18 protein-coding genes are annotated in these 18,530 nt (G+C 42.2%); 9 read left to right on the top strand and 9 right to left on the bottom strand.

The window, feature by feature from the left end; genetic code table 11:
- Positions 1 to 22: 22 nt before the first annotated feature.
- Together GSY63_RS02575 and GSY63_RS02570 are read right to left on the bottom strand one after the other, a co-directional pair.
- Entirely contained in the window at positions 23 to 595 is a 573-nt protein-coding gene (locus GSY63_RS02575; RefSeq protein WP_166584257.1) for a DUF1572 domain-containing protein, read from the bottom strand.
- A 31-nt stretch (positions 596 to 626) separates the two neighbouring features.
- A complete protein-coding gene (locus GSY63_RS02570) occupies positions 627 to 1,568 on the bottom strand; it encodes an SMP-30/gluconolactonase/LRE family protein (protein ID WP_166584256.1) in 942 nt (313 codons plus the stop codon).
- Positions 1,569 to 2,279: 711 nt separating this feature from the next.
- Between GSY63_RS02570 and GSY63_RS02565 the strand changes: the two genes are divergently transcribed.
- From GSY63_RS02565 to GSY63_RS02540, 6 genes are all read left to right on the top strand, one after another.
- A complete protein-coding gene (locus GSY63_RS02565) occupies positions 2,280 to 3,251 on the top strand; it encodes a polyprenyl synthetase family protein (RefSeq protein ID WP_166584255.1) in 972 nt (323 codons plus the stop codon).
- The gene (locus GSY63_RS02560; RefSeq protein WP_166584254.1) at positions 3,251 to 4,315 is read left to right on the top strand and encodes a TerC family protein; all 1,065 of its coding nucleotides are present in this window, start codon (positions 3,251 to 3,253) and stop codon (positions 4,313 to 4,315) included. The genes GSY63_RS02565 and GSY63_RS02560 overlap by 1 nt, the downstream gene beginning before the upstream one ends.
- Before the next feature lie 87 nt (positions 4,316 to 4,402).
- On the top strand, positions 4,403 to 5,194 hold the full coding sequence (gene cdaA / locus GSY63_RS02555; RefSeq protein ID WP_166584253.1) for a diadenylate cyclase CdaA: 792 nt from the start codon (positions 4,403 to 4,405) through the stop codon (positions 5,192 to 5,194).
- 23 nt (positions 5,195 to 5,217) lie between these two features.
- A complete protein-coding gene (locus tag GSY63_RS02550) occupies positions 5,218 to 6,030 on the top strand; it encodes a helix-turn-helix domain-containing protein (protein ID WP_166584252.1) in 813 nt (270 codons plus the stop codon).
- Positions 6,031 to 6,078: 48 nt separating this feature from the next.
- Positions 6,079 to 7,287, top strand: coding sequence for a serine hydrolase domain-containing protein (locus GSY63_RS02545; protein ID WP_166584251.1), 1,209 nt, complete (start codon positions 6,079 to 6,081; stop codon positions 7,285 to 7,287).
- Between the two features lie 130 nt (positions 7,288 to 7,417).
- Complete coding sequence (locus tag GSY63_RS02540) at positions 7,418 to 7,954, top strand: hypothetical protein (protein ID WP_166584250.1); 537 nt, start codon at positions 7,418 to 7,420, stop codon at positions 7,952 to 7,954.
- A 77-nt stretch (positions 7,955 to 8,031) separates the two neighbouring features.
- Here GSY63_RS02540 and GSY63_RS02535 read toward each other — a convergent pair whose 3' ends face one another.
- The 3 genes from GSY63_RS02535 to GSY63_RS02525 form a co-directional block, all read right to left on the bottom strand.
- Positions 8,032 to 8,568 (bottom strand): DUF2911 domain-containing protein, encoded by a 537-nt coding sequence (locus tag GSY63_RS02535; protein ID WP_166584249.1) that lies wholly within the window; start codon positions 8,566 to 8,568, stop codon positions 8,032 to 8,034.
- A gap of 115 nt (positions 8,569 to 8,683) precedes the next feature.
- Positions 8,684 to 11,152, bottom strand: coding sequence for a M1 family metallopeptidase (locus GSY63_RS02530; protein ID WP_166584248.1), 2,469 nt, complete (start codon positions 11,150 to 11,152; stop codon positions 8,684 to 8,686).
- Between the two features lie 6 nt (positions 11,153 to 11,158).
- A complete protein-coding gene (locus GSY63_RS02525; RefSeq protein ID WP_166584247.1) occupies positions 11,159 to 12,439 on the bottom strand; it encodes a metal-dependent hydrolase family protein in 1,281 nt (426 codons plus the stop codon).
- Positions 12,440 to 12,634: 195 nt separating this feature from the next.
- On the opposite strand from GSY63_RS02525, the gene GSY63_RS02520 reads away from it, so the two are divergent.
- Complete coding sequence (locus GSY63_RS02520; protein WP_166584246.1) at positions 12,635 to 12,826, top strand: hypothetical protein; 192 nt, start codon at positions 12,635 to 12,637, stop codon at positions 12,824 to 12,826.
- Between the two features lie 49 nt (positions 12,827 to 12,875).
- On the opposite strand, the gene GSY63_RS02515 is transcribed toward GSY63_RS02520, so the two are convergent.
- Positions 12,876 to 13,286: a BrxA/BrxB family bacilliredoxin gene (locus GSY63_RS02515; protein ID WP_166584276.1), complete on the bottom strand. Its 411-nt coding sequence runs from the start codon at positions 13,284 to 13,286 to the stop codon at positions 12,876 to 12,878.
- A 146-nt stretch (positions 13,287 to 13,432) separates the two neighbouring features.
- Here GSY63_RS02515 and GSY63_RS02510 point away from each other — a divergent pair, with 146 nt between their 5' ends.
- Positions 13,433 to 14,326: a M23 family metallopeptidase gene (locus GSY63_RS02510; RefSeq protein WP_166584245.1), complete on the top strand. Its 894-nt coding sequence runs from the start codon at positions 13,433 to 13,435 to the stop codon at positions 14,324 to 14,326.
- A 253-nt stretch (positions 14,327 to 14,579) separates the two neighbouring features.
- Positions 14,580 to 15,896: an adenosylhomocysteinase gene (gene ahcY / locus GSY63_RS02505; RefSeq protein WP_166584244.1), complete on the top strand. Its 1,317-nt coding sequence runs from the start codon at positions 14,580 to 14,582 to the stop codon at positions 15,894 to 15,896.
- Between the two features lie 66 nt (positions 15,897 to 15,962).
- Here ahcY and GSY63_RS02500 read toward each other — a convergent pair whose 3' ends face one another.
- The 3 genes from GSY63_RS02500 to GSY63_RS02490 form a co-directional block, all read right to left on the bottom strand.
- Entirely contained in the window at positions 15,963 to 16,949 is a 987-nt protein-coding gene (locus GSY63_RS02500; protein ID WP_166584243.1) for a Kelch repeat-containing protein, read from the bottom strand.
- A 94-nt stretch (positions 16,950 to 17,043) separates the two neighbouring features.
- Entirely contained in the window at positions 17,044 to 17,379 is a 336-nt protein-coding gene (locus GSY63_RS02495) for a YbjQ family protein (protein ID WP_166584242.1), read from the bottom strand.
- A 115-nt stretch (positions 17,380 to 17,494) separates the two neighbouring features.
- Entirely contained in the window at positions 17,495 to 18,478 is a 984-nt protein-coding gene (locus GSY63_RS02490; RefSeq protein WP_166584241.1) for a polysaccharide deacetylase family protein, read from the bottom strand.
- Between the last annotated feature and the right edge of the window lie 52 nt (positions 18,479 to 18,530).

Raw genomic sequence — 18,530 nt, 5'->3', positions numbered from 1 at the left:
TGGTATTAGATAGTTGGCAAATTTAGTCTTCCTTGTTACCCAAAAACTCATCCGTAAAATGTTCCCTATGTTGAGGTTTAGAAAATTTCTCAGCATTATAAGCTCCTGAGTTGCCACGAGGGATAGATAATGAAGACCATTTTGCATCGAGTGCCATCTTCCCGATAAAAACAATTTGGCCAACATGATAAGGGTAATGAGCCAGTTGCCTGTTAATGGCCTCGGTTACGGTATGCCCCATGTTGCGGATGTAAATTACGGTGTCGATATTTTCGGGCGTGATCGAGTCTAACGCTTTGAACAAGCAATCCCAGCCTTCGTTCCATTTGGTTAAAAGCTCATCCCGGGTAAGGATGTCATTATCGAATTCCGCTTCGCGGTTACGCCACGTCTTCTCACCGTCACTTGTTAAAAAATCCGTCCATCGCGAAAGCATGTTACCCCAAAGGTGTTTTACTATAGTTGCAATACTGTTAGATTCTTCGTTATACTTCCAAAACAATTTCTCATCGCTAAGCTGATCAAATGTTTTTTCGCCCAGCATTTTGTAATACTCAAATTGCTTTCTGACGCTGGTTAGATAGTCTGGCTGCATTGCATTTTTATTTAAATACAAGTTAAGGGTTTTACTCCACTCCTCTAACCTTCATTTTTAACGTGTAGATCGCTTTGGAAGCCGTCATAAACAAAATATCCCGGTTCTTACCTGCGAAACATATGTTGGCCGTCCAGGGTTCGGGTATATCGATATAGGCAATTTTAATTCCCGCAGGGTTGTATACCGTAACGCCTTTGCCACATAGATAAAGATTGCCATGTTCGTCGATGGTGATGCCATCCGAGCCTTGATTTGCAAATGTCTGCATATCTGTTAATGTTCCATCTGCTTTGCGTGCGAAACGGTAGGTTTTGTTACCATTAATATCCGCCACGTACAAATATTTACCGTCGGGCGTGCCGGTGATACCGTTGGGCTTTTTAAGCTGATCACTCACGATTGTTGGTTCGCTTGCGCCTTTGGGTAAGTAATAAACTTTCATGCCGTCGAGGTCGCTTTGCTGGCGGGTCCAATAATCGCGTTGATAGTAAGGGTCGGTAAAGTAAATGCCTCCTGTACCGCGGTCAACCCAAACATCATTAGGCCCGTTAAGTAATTTACCGCCGAAGGTTTTTACCAATACGGTAACTTTTTTATCGGGTGCGATAGACCATAGCTCGTCCTTTTCATCGGCGCAAGAAATGAGGTTGCCTTTTTTATCGAAGTACATGCCGTTGCTTCGGCCGGCACTATCCATAAACAAGGTTAGTTTGCCATCGGTGCCATATTTCCAGATCTTATTATTCGGCTGATCGGTAAAATACACATCCCCTTTTTTATCGGTCGCTGGTCCTTCGGTAAAGCTGAATTGATTGGAAATCATTTGCACTTTGGTAGTGGTGTCATACAAGGTATAGGCACTATCCTGAAGATTAGACCTGGTAAATGCGCGATTGCCGATTGCAGTTGTAGATATCAAAATGGCCGCTGCAGCCAGTGTGGCCAGCGGGAAAATCTGTTTGTAATTCATAATTGGTAATGATTTACAAATGTATAGGGTAGGGGGAGAGAATCAAGAAATGGTAGCAAGGAAATTACGAGATCGTTATCGTAATAAATAGTTTGTCTAGGTTGGGGGATTTTAGCTTGATTTATAGCGGCATCATACACAATCCGTTTTCCATTAGGAAGGGTAGTGTGATTAACGAATCGTTAGTGGATGTACTTTCTTTTTTCTGTCAAAAAAGAAAGTACCCAATAAAAAAGTCGTGGCTGCTTTATTTTCTATGAAAGGCAGTGCTTAGGCTGGTGTTCTGCTACCCGAAAATCAAGAGGCCACATGAGTACGGCTACGGTAAGACAATGGGTTTTGAATTGTAGATTTTAGAGCGGTGGCCCGTCAGAAAAGCGGGCCATGCGCAAGCCTCGAGCGCGGAAGCTTTTTTCTGACTTGACTTTTGGTTACTTTTTGTCTAAGAAAAAGTAACTAGGCCGCTGCGGCTATGAGCAGACTAACGTTAATCAGAGTAGACGACTTTGATATTTAGCATTAGCTTTACTCAAATCACCGATTATATACAGCTGCGGGGGGATTTGTTTCTCGTAACGGCAAGCAAGACCATACTCACTCCACAAAACCGTCACAAATGTTACCGGGCTATATTCAGAAAATAATTTTAGCTATGTTTGCCACAAAAGCCATAAGGCGCAATTTTATACATAAAAAGCTTGTACAAGGTCGATGCTAAGCATTAACGAGATCAAAAAACCCATAGCTGCGGATATTGATGTTTTTGAGGATAAGTTTAAGTCCTCTATGCATAGCTCGGTGCCCCTGCTCGATCGTATTACCCACTATATTGTAAAACGCAAAGGCAAGCAAATTCGGCCCATGTTTGTGTTTTTTTCGGCCAGTATTTGTGGAGGCATTAATGAGGCCACCCATCGTGGTGCAGCTTTGGTAGAGCTGCTACATACCGCCAGCCTGGTGCATGATGACGTAGTTGATAACTCTTATCAGCGTCGCGGCTTTTTCTCTATCAATGCTCTATGGAAAAATAAGATTGCCGTGTTGGTAGGCGATTACCTGCTTTCCAAGGGCTTACTGTTATCCTTAGAGCATAACGATTTTCAATTACTCAAAATTGTTTCTGAAGCTGTACGACAGATGAGCGAGGGTGAATTGCTGCAAATAGAAAAAGTGCGGCGTATGGATATCAGTGAGGAAATCTATTACGAAGTGATCCGCCAAAAAACGGCATCGCTTATTGCATCTTGCTGCGCCGCAGGCGCTGCTTCGGCAGGTGCGGATGACGAAACAGTAGAAAAAATGCGTTTATTCGGCGAAAAAACCGGCATCGCTTTCCAGATCAAGGATGATATGTTTGACTTTGGGACCGACGATGTAGGTAAACCTTTGGGTATCGATATCAAAGAAAAAAAGATGACGTTGCCGCTTATTTATTCTTTAAACTCTGCAACTAGCAGCGAAAAAAAGCGCATCATCAACTTGGTGAAAAACCACAATAACGATCTGGACAAGATTGCACAGATCATCAAGTTTGTAAAAGAAACCGGCGGTTTGCAGTATGCCGACAGCCAAATGAAAAAATACCAGGACGAGGCATTTGCCATTTTACGTACCATGCCCGATGGTGATGCAAGCCGTGGCCTGGAGCAATTAGTCCGTTTTACTACAGAAAGAAACAAATAATGTCGACCGAGATAGAATTTATTGCAGGTTTTCTGGTTTTTATTGCCCTGATGTTGGCGATAGACCTTGGGCTATTCAATAAATCTGACAAGCCGGTGAGTATGAAGCAAGCTGGTATTATGAGCGCGGTATGGGTTGCCCTGGCGCTTATATTCTATGCGCTCATCTATAACTTCGGTCATCTGTTGCATAACATACACGATTTTGCAACCCTGCAGCAAGTTAATGTAAGCCACCTGCACAGGTTAAAGCTAAACCCTAACGACTTTGAAGGAAGCTTGGCTATATATCGCAAAAACCTCTCGCTCGAGTTTATTACCGGTTATATTGTAGAATATGCACTTTCGGTAGACAACATATTTGTGATGATCCTTATTTTCTCTGCCTTTTCGGTAGAGCAGCGGTATTACCATAAGGTGTTGATATGGGGAATTATTGGCGCAGTTATTATGCGTTTTCTGTTCATCTTTATCGGATCTACGCTAATAACCCGCTTTCATTGGGTGCTGTATATTTTTGGAGCGTTTTTAGTTTATACCGGTATCATGATGTTTATCAACCGCAATAAGGAAGACGAGGTTGATACCAAGAACCACCCGGTAGTAAAGTTTGCGTCTAAATACTTTGCTGTTTACCCACAGTTTTCGGGAAATAAATTCTTTATTAAAGTCGATAAAAAGAAGATGATCACGCCGTTGTTTTTGGTGTTGATGATTATTGAGGTAACCGACCTGGTATTTGCGGTCGATTCTATTCCTGCGATATTTTCCATCACCAAAGATCCTTATATGGTGTTCTTCTCCAACATATTTGCCATACTTGGCTTGCGGTCTATGTTCTTTCTGCTGGTTAATATTATCGATAAATTCCATTTCCTTAAGGTAGGTCTATCTATTTTATTGGCCTTTATCGGCGCCAAAATGCTTGCGGGTGAATATGCAGAGAAGATCGGGATTACTACTTCAACGTCGCTGTTCATTATTCTTGGGATATTAGCAATTAGCATAGTCGCTTCATTAATATTTCCCAAAGCTCCCGAGCACCCCGAAGGCGAAGCAAGATAGCTTGCAATTACATAGATTTTCTAACTATTGCATCGGTCTGTTAATTTCCGGCAGAGCATATAAATAAATCTTTTTAACTTGCGGTGCATGCATAACTTCGACTTCAGTTTTCTGAAATTCAATTTCTTCGATGTGCTGGATATTGTTCTGGTAGCATTGATCATATACCAGCTTTATAACCTTATCAGGGGCACCATAGCGGCTAATATTTTTATTGGCTTGGCCATTATCTGTATGCTGTATTTTGTGGTACGGGCACTACACATGAGCCTGCTCACCGGCATATTGGGTAACTTTATGAATGTGGGTATTATCGCTGTAATCGTAGTTTTTCAACAAGAGATAAGGCGGTTTCTGCTTTTGGTGGGAAAGAATGCATCGCTTCAACGCAATAAAGCCTGGTGGAAATATTTCTTTGGCAAAGCAGAAACGGAGAAAAATAACTACATCCGTATAAAGCCAATTATCGATGCTTGCAAAAGCCTGAAACAGACCCGCACCGGTGCACTTATCGTATTTGCTAAGTTTTACGACGAGCAGTTTTATCAGAATAGCTGCGAGCTTATCGACGCGAAGATATCAAAGCGCCTATTGGAAAGTATTTTCCAGAAAACCAGCCCGCTGCATGATGGGGCCGTGGTTATATCGGAAAATAAGATCAAATCTGCCAGTTGTATTTTACCGCTTACGGACAATACTGATTTGCCTCCCCAATTCGGTTTGCGCCATCGTGCCGGCATTGGTGTAACGGAAGCAAATGAGGCCACGGCGATCATTGTATCCGAAGAAACGGGCGAAATTTCTTACGCCAAACAAGGCCGTGTTAAAATGAATATCAGTTTTGCCGAACTGGAAAAACTATTGAATAAGGATTTCTAAACGGATTTACTTAATCGCAAAATATGTTTACTTATGCCGAGATCGAAACCCAAAAGAATTTCAGCAACTACGTAAGAAAGTTTTGGGTACTCGATAACGTAGCTAGCCCGTTATACTCAGCCGGCAAATACACGCTGCCTAATGGTTGTTTTACGCTTGCTTTTGTAAGCGGCGGTGGGTTAATATGGGAGAACGAATATGGTACAAAGCATATTGACGCGGGCATATATCTGATAGGGCAAACCACCAAACGGCTTAAAGTAAGTTTGCTGCCACATACCAAAGCCATTATGGCCCAGCTAAACCCCTGGGCTGCATCGTTAATTACCGCTTTACCCTTAAGTGAGTTAACGGACGATTTTTTGAGCCTCGAAGAATTAGATAAAAGGTGTTATACAAAGTTGATAGATGTTGAGCAATTAGATCAAGACGCTGTTGTGGCCAAATTTTATGAAGTTTTTGGCCCTCGGTTTAATGCGTATTCCAACAATACCGATTTGCTGCAGGCTTTGTGTAACCGGTTTGCCGCTGACGTTGTTAGCCCCTCACTTACCATGGGCGATGTGGCCAGCTATGCAGGTTATTCAAAAAGATATATCGAAAAGAAATTTGATAACCATATCGGCTTGTCGCCCAAAGGCTTTCATTCTATTTTACGTATGCGAGGTGTAATTAACGATCTGGATAAGAATGAATTGTCGCTTACGGAATTGTGCTATAAATACGGCTATTACGATCAGTCGCACTTTATAAAAAGCTACAGTAAAATAATGGGTAGCCGACCAACAGGGTTTAATAGCGATCAGTATATACTTCCAATCTCATTTAAGCGCTGAGTTCGTTTTTATACAATTGCGGGATACGTAGATGTTTTATCTTGCGGTATGAAAGCTGAAAGAACAACCACATTTTCTCTAAAGAGATTTTACTGCTGTTTAATTTTACTGCTGCCTGCTGTGCTACAAGCGCAAAGTAGATACGACTCGTTAACTGTAAACCTTCAGAAAATAATGTCTCGCGATAGCCTGCCGGGAATGTCGGTGGTGTTGGTTGATGCGGAGCATGTGATCTACCAAAAGAATTTTGGCTATTCAGATGTTGCAAATAAGATCCCTTATACTTCCGAAACTCTACAACATGTTGGCTCGGTAAGCAAAACCTTTATTGCCGTAGCCTTAATGAAGGCGATAGAGCTTAACTACTTTAATCTCGAAACTGATATCAATGATATACTTCCGTTTAAAATAATAAACCCCCATACTAAAACAAGTAAGATCACGATAAGGGAACTGGCTAACCATACATCGGGTATAATTGATAATCCGGCTATTTACCCTAATACGTATCACTTTTATCCCAACCTGAGGCCATCCAGCCCTTCAGCCTTGGGGATGCTACAGCAATATGGTTATGAGCAAAAGATTGCGAACACGAGTATGAAGGAGTTTTTCTACGATTACCTTTCTACCGATGGTAAATATTACAGCGAAAAGAATTTTGTGAATGCAGAACCCGGAAGCTCGTCTGTTTACAGCAATATAGCCTCGGCGCTTGTTGCCTACTTAATTGAAATAAAATCTGGAATAACCTACGCAGAATTTGCCAACAAATATATTCTCAATCCATTAAAGATGGAACATAGCGGATGGTTCCTGTCGTCTGTAAACCTAGAGCGTCATGCTTTACTATACATCAATTCGAAGGAATATTTGCCTTTATATGACCTGATAACTTATCCGGATGGCGGTTTGAAAACAACGTCGGCAGATTTAAGCAAATATCTACAGGCGATAATAAAAGGCTATAGGGGAGATACAACGTTGTTATCTGAAGCTTCTTTTAAAGCCATGTTTAAGTCGCAATTTGAATCTGGCAAACTTCCTAAAGGATTTAACGCGACTAAACGGAACAAAGGTATTTTCTGGAATTTATATACCAACGGCACCATAGGTCACGACGGTGATGACCCTGGTGTGAGCGCATTCTTATTCTTTAACACGACAACCGGCAAGGGCGGGCTATTTATGTGCAATAAGTATATGGATGATAAAAGCCCAATTATTGGTTTGCTGATTGAAGCGGTGAGTAGGTAAGAGTTTGTCTTATAATTCGCTAAAGGATATACCGCCGATATTGCTTAAAAGGGAAAAATTAGATTTTGCATAGCTTATTAGGAAAACCAAAAATTATTCTAACTTGCCAATGCAAACTAATCTTATCACAATGTCTATCCAATTAAAGGATGCTTTAGCTCCAGGAGTTGAAGTGTCAAAAGAAGCCGTTTCGGACGAAAATCGCATTAATGCAGTCAATTCAAAAAAGAATTCTTTTAATCGAGTAGCGCTTAAAATGTTGCCTGTTTTAGTATTGGGCATCACTGCGGCAATGGCTGCACCTAAGCCAATTGTCGATACTCGAAATTCTCTTCATGCGACAACTAAGGTCGTGGCAACCGGTCGCAAGTTGTTTTCTTTACCCTCACCGGGAACAATTTATATAGATGGAAATGCGGCCAGTAATGGGTTTGAAATGCAAAGGCTAACGGAATATACGGTTAGCGTAAATGAGGTTCCGGGCGCCACTTCATATGTATGGAGTGTGGGTAATAATGCAATAATTGATTATGGGCAGGGCACCAATGTAATCCATGTTATTACAGGAAGTTATGTAGGCCAATCTTTATCATTTTCGGTGCAAGCGGTTGATGGTACAGGACCTGGTGCCGGCTCAGAAATTTCTGGAACACTTGTTGGCTTTTAAACTGTAGCTAAATATATTTTTGTTGAAAGGGGACGCCGATTGGCAGTCCCCTTTTTCTTTTTCTTCTATTCGGACAATTATTTAGCCGCCACTGGCACACTAACATTCTCCCATTCTAAGGCAAAACCTTTGTTAGAGATCTTGTACACCAAACGTTCGTTCATGGTGCTTGATTTTGTTGGTTTTACGGTAGCTACTAATACATCTTTAGATGCATCGTCTGTTGTTGAACCATCGCGGTTAATACCCCACTGGCCGGTTTGTGAATTGAAGATGATCTTCCATTCTTTTTCGCCCGGAGTAGCATAAAGGCTGTATTTCCCTGCAGGAAGTTTTTTGCCTTGTATGGTCAACTCTTTGTCTGTGGTGAAAATGGTTGCCTCATTTGCACCTGCACGCCATACTTTATCGTAAGGTACAAGGCCACCCCAAATTTTACGGCCTTTAACCGCAGGGCTGCTGTAAGCAATGGTTACGTTAGCGCCATTGATAGTGCCTGTGGCAGTTTCTGCAGGGCTTGGTTTTGCTGGTTGATCTTGTGCCATAATGGTTAATGACATCATCATGCTGAACAATGAAAGCAGGAATGATTTTTTTAAAAGTAAACTTTTCATATTAATGGTAATGTTGGTTTTTATCAGCAAGTTACAAGTTATTTATTAATTAAAAACGATTAAACAATAAAGGCTGCCCAAAAGCAGCCTTTATTGTTTAAATGCCATTCGTACACTATTGTAGTGCTTTTATAGCTGTATCAGCGGCATCGGCAGATGCCTGATCGTTTAGTTTTAAACGACCTTCTTTTATCTCGCTAAGCAATGTGATAGCTTTGGGACCAAAGCCATAAGGTTTATAGCGTTTACCGGCCTTTTGTAATTCGGCTATGCCTTGTTGGGCGTATGTTGGGTTGGCAACATGAGCTGTCATGTAAGCAAAGCTGTCCATCATTTCGGCCTTTTCCAATAGACGAGATTTCTTAAATAGCTCATATACAAATGTCCATTGATCTGCAGTAACGCTTTGGGCAAATACGTTAGCTACCTGAATCTTCAACGGACCTTCGCTGTCTGACTTGAATTTCTTTGCGTATTCCAAACCTTCCTCAGGCTTTAACTGATAAAGGCCGTTAAGCGCAGCACCTTGCACGGCGTACGATTCGCTGCTAATGCTTTGTTTGAAAAGATTATAATATCCCTGCGATTTTTGTTTAGCTAACACATTAAGTGCGGCTGCTTGTACCAATGTATTTTTAGAGGACTTAGCAACATCAGCCAAAATTGGTATGGCAGCAGTTTTTACATCATTGTTATCAAGATCAAGCGCGTGGATGGCTTCAATCTGTAATGGAGCATATTTGTCTTGCAGTGCGGCTAGTATAACTTTACGCGCGGCTTCATTATCCTGATGAGGTTTAAGAGCTTCTATCGCTTCATGTCTGTCGAGATATAACAGTCCGTGAAAATACTGGTATGCAAACTCTGCCGGGGTATGGCTATCTGTTTTTTGAGCCAGCAACACTTTATCGGCATCTATGTTAACCAGATTGGGTTTAGCACCCAATTTAAAGCTGATGGTATCAACCTTATTGCGCATCCAAACAATTTTATGATCGACGTTGCTGTTGTTATAAATGTCGACTTTAAGCGGAAGGATAAAGGCATCACCATCCTGTGTTTGTTGCAAAATTACTTTTTCAGTTTTGGTGTCCTCGTCCCACAGGTAGCTGATATTTAGCACCGGGTGAACTGCGCGATAATACCATTGGTTAAAGAACCAGTTAAGGTCTTTTCCGCTGGCTTCTTCTAATGCTAAACGTACCTGCTGTGCTTCGCCGTTTTTGAAGGCGTTGGTTTTAAGGTAAATGTTTAAGCCTTTGAAAAATGCTTCGTCGCCTAAATAGTGGCGTAGCATATTTAAAATACGGCCGCCTTTTTGGTAAGTAACGAGGTCAAAAACTTCTTCTTTGTCGTTATAATGGAAACGAACCAGCGGCTTGGTGTAATTACCCGGTACCGATAAATATTGTACCATCGCTTTATAGTTGTACTCGTTGCCAGCATCCAATCCATTTTTATGCTCCATCCAAAGGGTTTCGCTAAAATCTGCAAATGATTCGTTTACGGTTAGGTTGCTCCAGCTCTCAGCTGTAACATAATCGCCAAACCATTGGTGGAAAAGTTCGTGAACAATATCAATACGGCTTTCATCGCCGCCGTCAATTAGTTCGCGGCGGGTATGCTGCACTTGTTCGCCATGTAGCGTTGCCGAGGTGTTTTCCATCGCACCGCTCACGTAATCGCGAACTACGATTTGGGCATATTTGTTCCATGGGTAATCAACACCAAGGGTTTTAGAGTAAAACTCCATCACCTCCGGCGTAAAACCGAAAATGTCCTTAGCGTAAGGTGCATATTTGGGTTCCAGGTAATAACTTACTTCTTTGTTTCGCCATTTATCGTGGTAGATCTTAAAGTTGCCCACAGCCATCATAAACAAATATGGCGAGTGAGGTAATTCCATTTTCCAGGTATCGGTACGGGTGCCATCGGCATTCTTTTTCTGCGAAGCTAATCTGCCGTTAGAAAGGGTAACGTATTTGGCAGGCACCGTCATGCTGATCTCGTCAGTTGTCTTCTGGTTCGGCTTATCAATAGTTGGGAACCATGCCGATGAACTTTCCGATTCGCCCTGAGTCCAGATCTGTATAGGCTTGCCTTTTTCAGTGCTGTCGGGATTAATAAAATACAAACCTTTGGCATCGCTAATAGCCGCGCTACCTTCAACCTTTAGCTCGTTGGGTTTTGATGTGTAATCAATATAAACGGTGTAGCTTTCTTTATTGGTATACTTTTTATCGAGGTGGATGTTGAGCGTAAGGCTATCATAAGTAAACTTTAGTGGAAAATTTCTGCCGTTTTTAACAACCGATATGTTTTTAATATCCATCCCTTTGGCATCTAACCGAAGCGAATCTGTAGGGTACATATGAGGTTTAATGGTTACCCATTCTTTGCCATACATGTAACGCTTTTTGTAATCGAACCTAACATCCAGTTTGGTATGTATCAGGTCATTTATCTTGGGTGTAGTCTCGCGGTAAATGCTCATCGGGTTGTTGCTTTGCGCATGTACTGCCGATGTGGCGAGGGCTATATTTAAAATTGCTGCTATAGCCAAAGCAGGTTTTGTTAATTGCATACTATACTATTGGTTCTTATAAATCTTTCCTTCTTTCATCACAAAGGCCATATTGCCCATTGCTTTGATGTCCCGCAGCGGATCTCCGTCAACGGCCACAATATCAGCAAATTTACCTTTAGTAAGGCTACCTGTTTTTGCTGTTATGCCTAATAAGTCAGCGGCAGAAGTTGTGGCGGCCTTAATTGCTTCCATTGCCGGCATCCCCGCTTCAACCATGTAACCAAACTCCATCCAGTTTTTGCCGTGTGGATAAACGCCCGCATCGGTGCCAAATGCAATTTTTACGCCGGCTTTATAGGCTTTGCCGAATGTGCTCTGTATCTGCGGACCAACCTCTAAAGCCTTACGCGCAATTACCTGTGGAAAATACCCTTTTACTTTCGCCGAATCCATTACGGAGCGGCCTGCTATAATGGTTGGTACCAGGTAAGTTCCGTTTTTCTTGGCCAGCTCCATACCTTCTGCATCCATAAACGTGCCGTGCTCTATAGAAGTTACGCCGCCTAAAATGGCGCGTTTGATACCTTCTGCGCCGTGTGCGTGGCAGGCCACCCGCATGCCGTAATCTTTGGCAGTTTCTACAACCGCTTTAATCTCTTCAATACTAAATTGCGCACCAGAGCCGTCTTCGCTTAAATCTAACACACCGCCGGTTGAAGCTATCTTGATAACATCCGAACCACGTTTAAATTGCAGGCGCACGGCTTTAATCAACTCATCTTTGCCATCCGCAACACCTTCATCGGGGCCAGGGCGGTGGGCAAAGGCATCATCACGGAAACCATCTGATGGGTCCATGTGACCGCCACTTGCCGATATAGCACGGCCGGCAGTTATAATACGTGGGCCATCAACCAGGCCCTGCGCCACTGCTTTGCGTAAACTGATGTTAACACCGGTTCCGCCGAGGTCGCGCACGGTTGTAAAGCCAGCCATCAACGTAGTTTTGGCGTGCACGGCAGCATGGTAGGCAACATCGGCGTCGGTAAAACGGAAACCATCTAAGGCTGCAGTTTTCGTAAACTCACTTTCGAGGTGCACGTGGCAGTCTATCAGACCAGGCATTACAGTTTTATTTTTAAGCTCAATAACCTGATCTGTAGATGTGCCTGTAGTATATCCTTTTTCTATCGATGCAATTTTGTTACCATCAACTACAATGGTCATTTCGCTTTGGGGCGAATTGGCCACGCCATCAATTAATTTCCCACAATGGATGTAAGTTTTTTGCGCTACAACCAGCTGCGCAACAGCTAAGAAGAACAGAGGTAAAAGTTTTTTCATGATGCTTTGAGGATGAGTTTTTTTGTTGTCAGTTTATAAGTTTCAATATATAAACTTTTGACAACTAGCTGAGTAAGGCAGCGCATTTAAATGCATTACGGAGATATCAGCAAAAGGCCGACAAGGATATTGCTGCTGGTTGGTATAAAAATTGCTTTATGATAGCATCGTTAAACGAATAAATAAGGAGGCTAAATGAATTCATTTAGAGTAGTGTTGTCGTTAACTATTGCTTTTATAATAGCGCTTGTTGCCAATACCACCAAAGGCTATATATTTTTTTTCTGGCATATTAATACCATACTGCTGGTATGTGGTGTAACCTTACTATTGTATATAATGGCGGCCTGTATTTTTCGGAAAAAAGGACGACAAACTTCGTTATAAACAGAAAGGGCCTCAATTTGAGGCCCTTTCTGTTTAAGATCAATATTTTTTAGCAATACTCGTCGAAAGCATGCATCAGGTTATCGGCAATCATTTGTGCCGGGCGGCCTTCTATCTGGTGGCGCTCGATGATGTGTACCAATTTGCCATCTTTAAATAAAGCCATAGATGGCGAAGATGGAGGGTAAGGCAACATGTAGTTACGTGCCGCGTCAACAGCTTCTTTTTCCATGCCAGCAAACACGGTAACTAATTTATCAGGGCGTTTGCCATTACCGGCAGCCATTTTAGCCGCAGGGCGTGCGTTGGCCGCAGCACAACCGCAAACAGAGTTTACCATTACAAATACGGTGCCTTCGCTTTCAACAGCTTGTTTCACAGCTGCTCCATCAAGCAGTTCTTCGAAACCCGCATTTGTTAAATCAGCTCTCATTGGAGCTACTAAATATTCTGGATACATCATTTTATTCTATATTTGGATTACAAAAATAACGAATACTCGGTAAAATAATTTTGCATAACAAAATAATAACATTGTGTTGACGTTACTTTTTGTGCCTGCTTGCGTATAAGTGCAGGAACCCTGATTAAAAAATAAACTATTGTATGAACTTAAAACAAACCGATTTAGGTGTGGACGAAGTATTAGTGGAGAGTGAGTTTCAACCAAGAGTATTACAAGTAAAGGCAAAACATTTTAACAGATTAAGAATTACAGCAATTTCGGCTGTTTTTCTGGCAGCGATTTTAACTTATACCGTTAAGCAACTGCACGACAGTTCGGAGCAAAAGTCGTTGGAGAATGCGAGATTAATGTCGCAACTTTCGGCACTCAGAAACGAGGTTGACGAAAGCTCGACCAAGTTAGATGCCATTACAGCATCCAGCGACAGCAGCAATAACAAAGCCCTGAATTATATTGATGGTATCCAAACCAAGCTGAAGAAAATAAATGAGTACCTCGGCAAACGTGGTTTAAAAGCGGTATCATTTAAAGGTATTAGCGCCGGATCCGGTACCGATAAAAAAATAAGCAATCTGCAACTGTATGCAAAATACAATAGCTACCTGGAGAGGTTAGTTACCAATGTGGCCATGGTGCCCATGGGCTATCCGCGTATCAGCAGTTTTACATCTTTTTTTGGCTACCGCGGCAATCCGTTTGATTTTGGCGGCGGGCGTAATGAGTTTCACCCGGGGCTTGATTTTAAAGGTAAGGTTGGCGACCCGGTTAAATGTACGGCCAGTGGTAAAGTAATATTTACCGGCAAAGCCGGTGGCTATGGTAACTGCGTGCGCATACGCCATATTAACAATGTAGAAACCTGGTACGGACACCTTTCGCGCATTAATGTACACGAAGGCCAAAGCGTTACCGTTGGTGATGTTATAGGCAAAGTCGGTTCAACCGGTCGTTCAACCGGACCACACCTGCATTATGAGGTACGCCGTAATGGCAAACCTGTTAACCCGGTGCAGTATTTAACGCTGAACCAGTAAATGATATAATTTTTAGCCGGTCCTTAAAAAGCCTTGTATTGCCATAAACAATAGCAGGGCTTTTTTTATGTCAGATAGTTTAATATTATTCTATTTCGACATCGTATTTTATTTACTCCGTGCCGCACGCATCGAGGTGAATATGGAATGAGGGTTTCCAGTCTTGATTCTTGTCTCTCGATTTCTGATTCTATTCAGCCATTTCATTTTGATATACTTAATAACTATTTTTGCAGTCTAAAAAATAAATACTATGTCATCAGTAGAGACTTCGTACGTAAAGAATAAAGTAAAGGACCCATCATTAGCATCTTGGGGACGTAAAGAAATAGAATTGGCCGAAGCAGAAATGCCGGGCTTAATGTCGCTTCGTGCAGAGTATGGCCCATCTAAGCCGTTGGCTGGTGCGCGTATTGCAGGTTGTTTGCACATGACTATCCAGACTGCGGTTTTGATCGAGACCTTAATTGAGCTTGGTGCCGAAGTTACTTGGTCATCATGTAACATCTTCTCAACCCAGGATCATGCTGCTGCTGCAATTGCTGCTGCCGGTACTTCTGTTTACGCCTGGAAAGGTATGAACGAAGAAGAGTTTAACTGGTGCATTGAGCAAACCTTGTTCTTTGGAGAAGAGCGCAAGCCGTTAAACATGATCTTAGATGATGGTGGCGATTTAACCAACATGGTATTTGATAAATACCCTGAGCTGGTTGCCGGCATTAAAGGTTTATCAGAAGAAACCACCACTGGTGTACACCGTTTATACGAGCGTATGAAAAATGGCACTTTGCCAATTCCTGCAATCAACATCAACGATTCGGTTACCAAATCAAAATTTGATAATAAATACGGCTGCCGCGAATCATTAGTAGATGCGATCCGTCGTGCCACCGACGTAATGATGGCTGGTAAAGTTGCCGTTGTTTGTGGTTATGGCGATGTTGGTAAAGGTTCGGCAGATTCATTGCGTAACGCAGGTGTACGTGTTATCGTTACAGAAATTGACCCTATCTGTGCTTTACAAGCTGCTATGGAAGGTTTCGAAGTTAAAAAACTAGGTACAGCTATTAAAGAAGCTGATATCGTGGTAACCGCTACCGGTAACTGCAACATTGTTCGCGAAGAGCATTTCCGCGCGTTGAAAGATAAAGCTATCGTTTGTAACATCGGTCACTTCGATAACGAAATTGATATGGCTTGGTTAAACAATGCATACGGCAGCACTAAAATTGAAATTAAACCGCAGGTAGATAAATATACTATCGATGGTAGCGACGTTATCGTTTTGGCTGAAGGACGTTTGGTTAACTTAGGTTGCGCAACCGGCCACCCAAGCTTTGTAATGTCAAACTCTTTCACCAACCAAACATTGGCGCAATTAGAGCTTTGGACTAATACAGATAAATACGAAAACAAAGTATATACTTTGCCTAAACACCTTGACGAAAAAGTTGCCCGTTTACACCTTGCTAAAATTGGTGTAGAACTGGAAGTACTTGATCAAGATCAGGCCGACTATATTGGTGTACCGGTAGAAGGTCCGTTCAAGGCTGAGTATTACAGATATTAATATTTACCCGAAAGGTTAAAATTGAAAACAAAAGGCTCCTGGTTTAACAATCAGGAGCCTTTTTAATTATCGGTTTGCTGAATAAGTTGTCACCAACTGATTGATATCCGCAACCTGCACTGTATTTATGCCACCATTTGTAGTGTGGAATTTAGAAGTGCCACCAAATACATAAAGTTTATTATCTATAATAGCTGCGCCAGCTGCTCTGCGACCTTCCATATTGGATTTTAGCTGGGTGAACTTTTGGGTGTTTACGTCAAAGTATCCGATAAAAGTTTCTTCGTCATAATTGCCGACTACAAAGATCAGATTGCCACTGGCTACCACACAATTGGCAGATACGGCCTGCGGCAGTTTACCAACTTTACTCCATTTGTTAGTTTTAATGTCATAAGCATTAATACTCTGCGAAGCGCGTGTTAAAAATTCGTCATATCCACCGAAGGTATAAAGCACGCCATTTACAATAGTGCCGGCAGCTTGCAGGCTCTCGGGCATATTAGCCAACTGGGTAAACTTTTGGCTTTGCACGTCAAACTCATATAAAGATGATAGTGTATGATGATTTTCCTGCGTGCCGCCATATACATATATTTTGTTGCCCCAGGTACTGGCGCTACCATAGGTTCCGGCCATGGGGTTATACACACTTAGGTGAGTAGGCTCGCCGGTTTGCATGTTAACTTGTTGCACACCTTGGGTAATCTGCCTGCCGTTGTAATTTCTTCCACCAAATTGATAGGTGTAACCGTCACTGGCATAAGCTGCTGCGGTTTGTATTTTATAACCAAGCTTTTTGCTAAAAGTGGTCCATTTATCGGTTTGTGGGTCGTACTTCAAGGCATTGGTGCTAAAACCACCGCCGGTTGGTACGTAACCATTCAACGCATAAATATACTTGCCATCGGTTACAGTAGCAGGCCAAACCAAACGGTAAGGCATATCATGCAAAGATTTAAAAACAAGTTGAGGCTTAGCAGTTTTTTGAGCGGTTGCGGCAAGTGTTAACATTAACAGGCAGCCTAATAAAGTGTGCTTTAAGGTTTTCATAGTCAGGTAGGTTTATAAATCTAATATAGTAAACGGACCCGACTGAAAGAAAGTTTTTTTGGTCGGTAAATTTACTGTTACCGACCAAAAATTTTTATTGTTCTGTTTTTTCCACTACCACAGCAGTGCCGTAAGCTAACACTTCGGTAATGCCCTGCATAATTTCGTTGGCATCGTAACGCATATTAATAATGGCATTGGCGCCAATAGCTTGGGCATGTTGAATCAGTAATTGATAGGCTTCTTCGCGGGTGTTTTCGCAAAGATCTACATAGATAGAAAGTCGCCCGCCAAACAACGACTGTAAACCACCCGCGATGTTACCTAAAGCGCTACGACTGCGTACCGTAATGCCACGCACTACGCCCAAATGTTTGGTGATTTTGTATCCCTCTAAACTGGTACTGGTTGTTATTAACGAATGATCCATGGTTAGTTTGTTTTTTGAGTATTTGATTAAAAATATTTTGAATTGTTACTGAGTAAGAGGCCGAGAATGAAGAAGCGTGTTTCTTTTCCCTCTCCATCGGGGCGGGTTAAGGGGGCTACTTATCCTCCACAAATTCCTCGTCTACACTCTCCCTTAAATCATACAATAGCCATTGCTTTTTAGCTATTGATTGCGTTTTCGACTGCAACAGTTTGATGAAATCATTTACACCCACTGGTTCGTTTCCATTGCCGTGTATTAACACAATACTGCCAGCTTGTGGCTGCTGCCCTTTGGCCAGCCATGCGTCGGTACCAATAGGTATCAACCCGAAACCTGTGATACTGTAAACTAACTGCTGATCGGAAACCAAACCCGGAAAGCGAAAAAATACCGACGGTAATAATCCGTTTTGAAGCATGTCTTTTTCCGTCTCTAAAACTTCGTAGCTGATATCAGTGCCCGGCTCCAATAAGAAATTATCTTTTAGTGGCGCACTTTTGCTTACGCGATGATTGTAGGAGTGATTGATCCAGGTAATGTAGATCTCGTGCTTGGCCTGCATTTCTTTGAGCCAGGCGAGATCTTGCTGATGCTTATTCATCCAAATGCCAGTTACAGACAGCGCAATTGGAACGGGCTTTTCAACTTTATTAAATTCGTTAAAAATATCCATGAAAATGCGCCTGTCTAAAGGCCGGTGAGAGGGGCAAAGATCGGCCGTTAAACTTATACCGGTTTCCTGTGGCAAGCCGCGTTCTATGCCTGCATCCTGAATTGTTATTGATGCTTTTTCTGCTTTGCGAAGTGCTTTTTGGTAAGGTGTGTTTTTGAAAAAGGTTTTTACCTCATCGCCGGTCATCGGTTTTGACTGATAAAAGCTACTATCGTCAATTTTGGTTTCCAGCGTTTGCGGGTTCACCAACAGGTAGTAGTTTTTATTCCGGTCGTCAAACTTTCGGATAATTACCCAGTCTTGCGGGGTGTGGTGGGCCCAGCCCAAGTAAACCTTGTAATTAGTAATATGATCGTATTTGGCCTGCCCGAAGGAGTGTGCGGTATATATCAGCAAAAAAACGGTTAGCAGCTTAAGTCTCATAATGGGAAGTTAGGTACAATTTCAAAATAAAATAATCATAAAAATGTTTGTG

The sequence above is a fragment of the Mucilaginibacter agri genome (assembly GCF_009928685.1).
In the GTDB taxonomy this organism is placed as follows: domain Bacteria; phylum Bacteroidota; class Bacteroidia; order Sphingobacteriales; family Sphingobacteriaceae; genus Mucilaginibacter; species Mucilaginibacter agri.
Note: the sequence above shows the minus strand (reverse complement) of the source record. Positions and strands in the feature narration are given on the sequence as shown.

Bases quoted from the DNA above. Each gene is read 5' to 3' on its own strand.
- cdaA (WP_166584253.1), top strand. From the start codon at position 4,403: ATGCATAACTTCGACTTCAGTTTTCTGAAATTCAATTTCTTCGATGTG.
- GSY63_RS02520 (WP_166584246.1), top strand. From the start codon at position 12,635: ATGAATTCATTTAGAGTAGTGTTGTCGTTAACTATTGCTTTTATAATA.
- GSY63_RS02515 (WP_166584276.1), bottom strand. From the start codon at position 13,286: ATGTATCCAGAATATTTAGTAGCTCCAATGAGAGCTGATTTAACAAAT.
- GSY63_RS02565 (WP_166584255.1), top strand. From the start codon at position 2,280: ATGCTAAGCATTAACGAGATCAAAAAACCCATAGCTGCGGATATTGAT.
- GSY63_RS02535 (WP_166584249.1), bottom strand. From the start codon at position 8,568: ATGAAAAGTTTACTTTTAAAAAAATCATTCCTGCTTTCATTGTTCAGC.
- GSY63_RS02550 (WP_166584252.1), top strand. From the start codon at position 5,218: ATGTTTACTTATGCCGAGATCGAAACCCAAAAGAATTTCAGCAACTAC.
- GSY63_RS02510 (WP_166584245.1), top strand. From the start codon at position 13,433: ATGAACTTAAAACAAACCGATTTAGGTGTGGACGAAGTATTAGTGGAG.
- GSY63_RS02530 (WP_166584248.1), bottom strand. From the start codon at position 11,152: ATGCAATTAACAAAACCTGCTTTGGCTATAGCAGCAATTTTAAATATA.
- GSY63_RS02570 (WP_166584256.1), bottom strand. From the start codon at position 1,568: ATGAATTACAAACAGATTTTCCCGCTGGCCACACTGGCTGCAGCGGCC.
- ahcY (WP_166584244.1), top strand. From the start codon at position 14,580: ATGTCATCAGTAGAGACTTCGTACGTAAAGAATAAAGTAAAGGACCCA.
- GSY63_RS02495 (WP_166584242.1), bottom strand. From the start codon at position 17,379: ATGGATCATTCGTTAATAACAACCAGTACCAGTTTAGAGGGATACAAA.
- GSY63_RS02525 (WP_166584247.1), bottom strand. From the start codon at position 12,439: ATGAAAAAACTTTTACCTCTGTTCTTCTTAGCTGTTGCGCAGCTGGTT.
- GSY63_RS02490 (WP_166584241.1), bottom strand. From the start codon at position 18,478: ATGAGACTTAAGCTGCTAACCGTTTTTTTGCTGATATATACCGCACAC.
- GSY63_RS02575 (WP_166584257.1), bottom strand. From the start codon at position 595: ATGCAGCCAGACTATCTAACCAGCGTCAGAAAGCAATTTGAGTATTAC.
- GSY63_RS02560 (WP_166584254.1), top strand. From the start codon at position 3,251: ATGTCGACCGAGATAGAATTTATTGCAGGTTTTCTGGTTTTTATTGCC.
- GSY63_RS02540 (WP_166584250.1), top strand. From the start codon at position 7,418: ATGTCTATCCAATTAAAGGATGCTTTAGCTCCAGGAGTTGAAGTGTCA.
- GSY63_RS02545 (WP_166584251.1), top strand. From the start codon at position 6,079: ATGAAAGCTGAAAGAACAACCACATTTTCTCTAAAGAGATTTTACTGC.
- GSY63_RS02500 (WP_166584243.1), bottom strand. From the start codon at position 16,949: ATGAAAACCTTAAAGCACACTTTATTAGGCTGCCTGTTAATGTTAACA.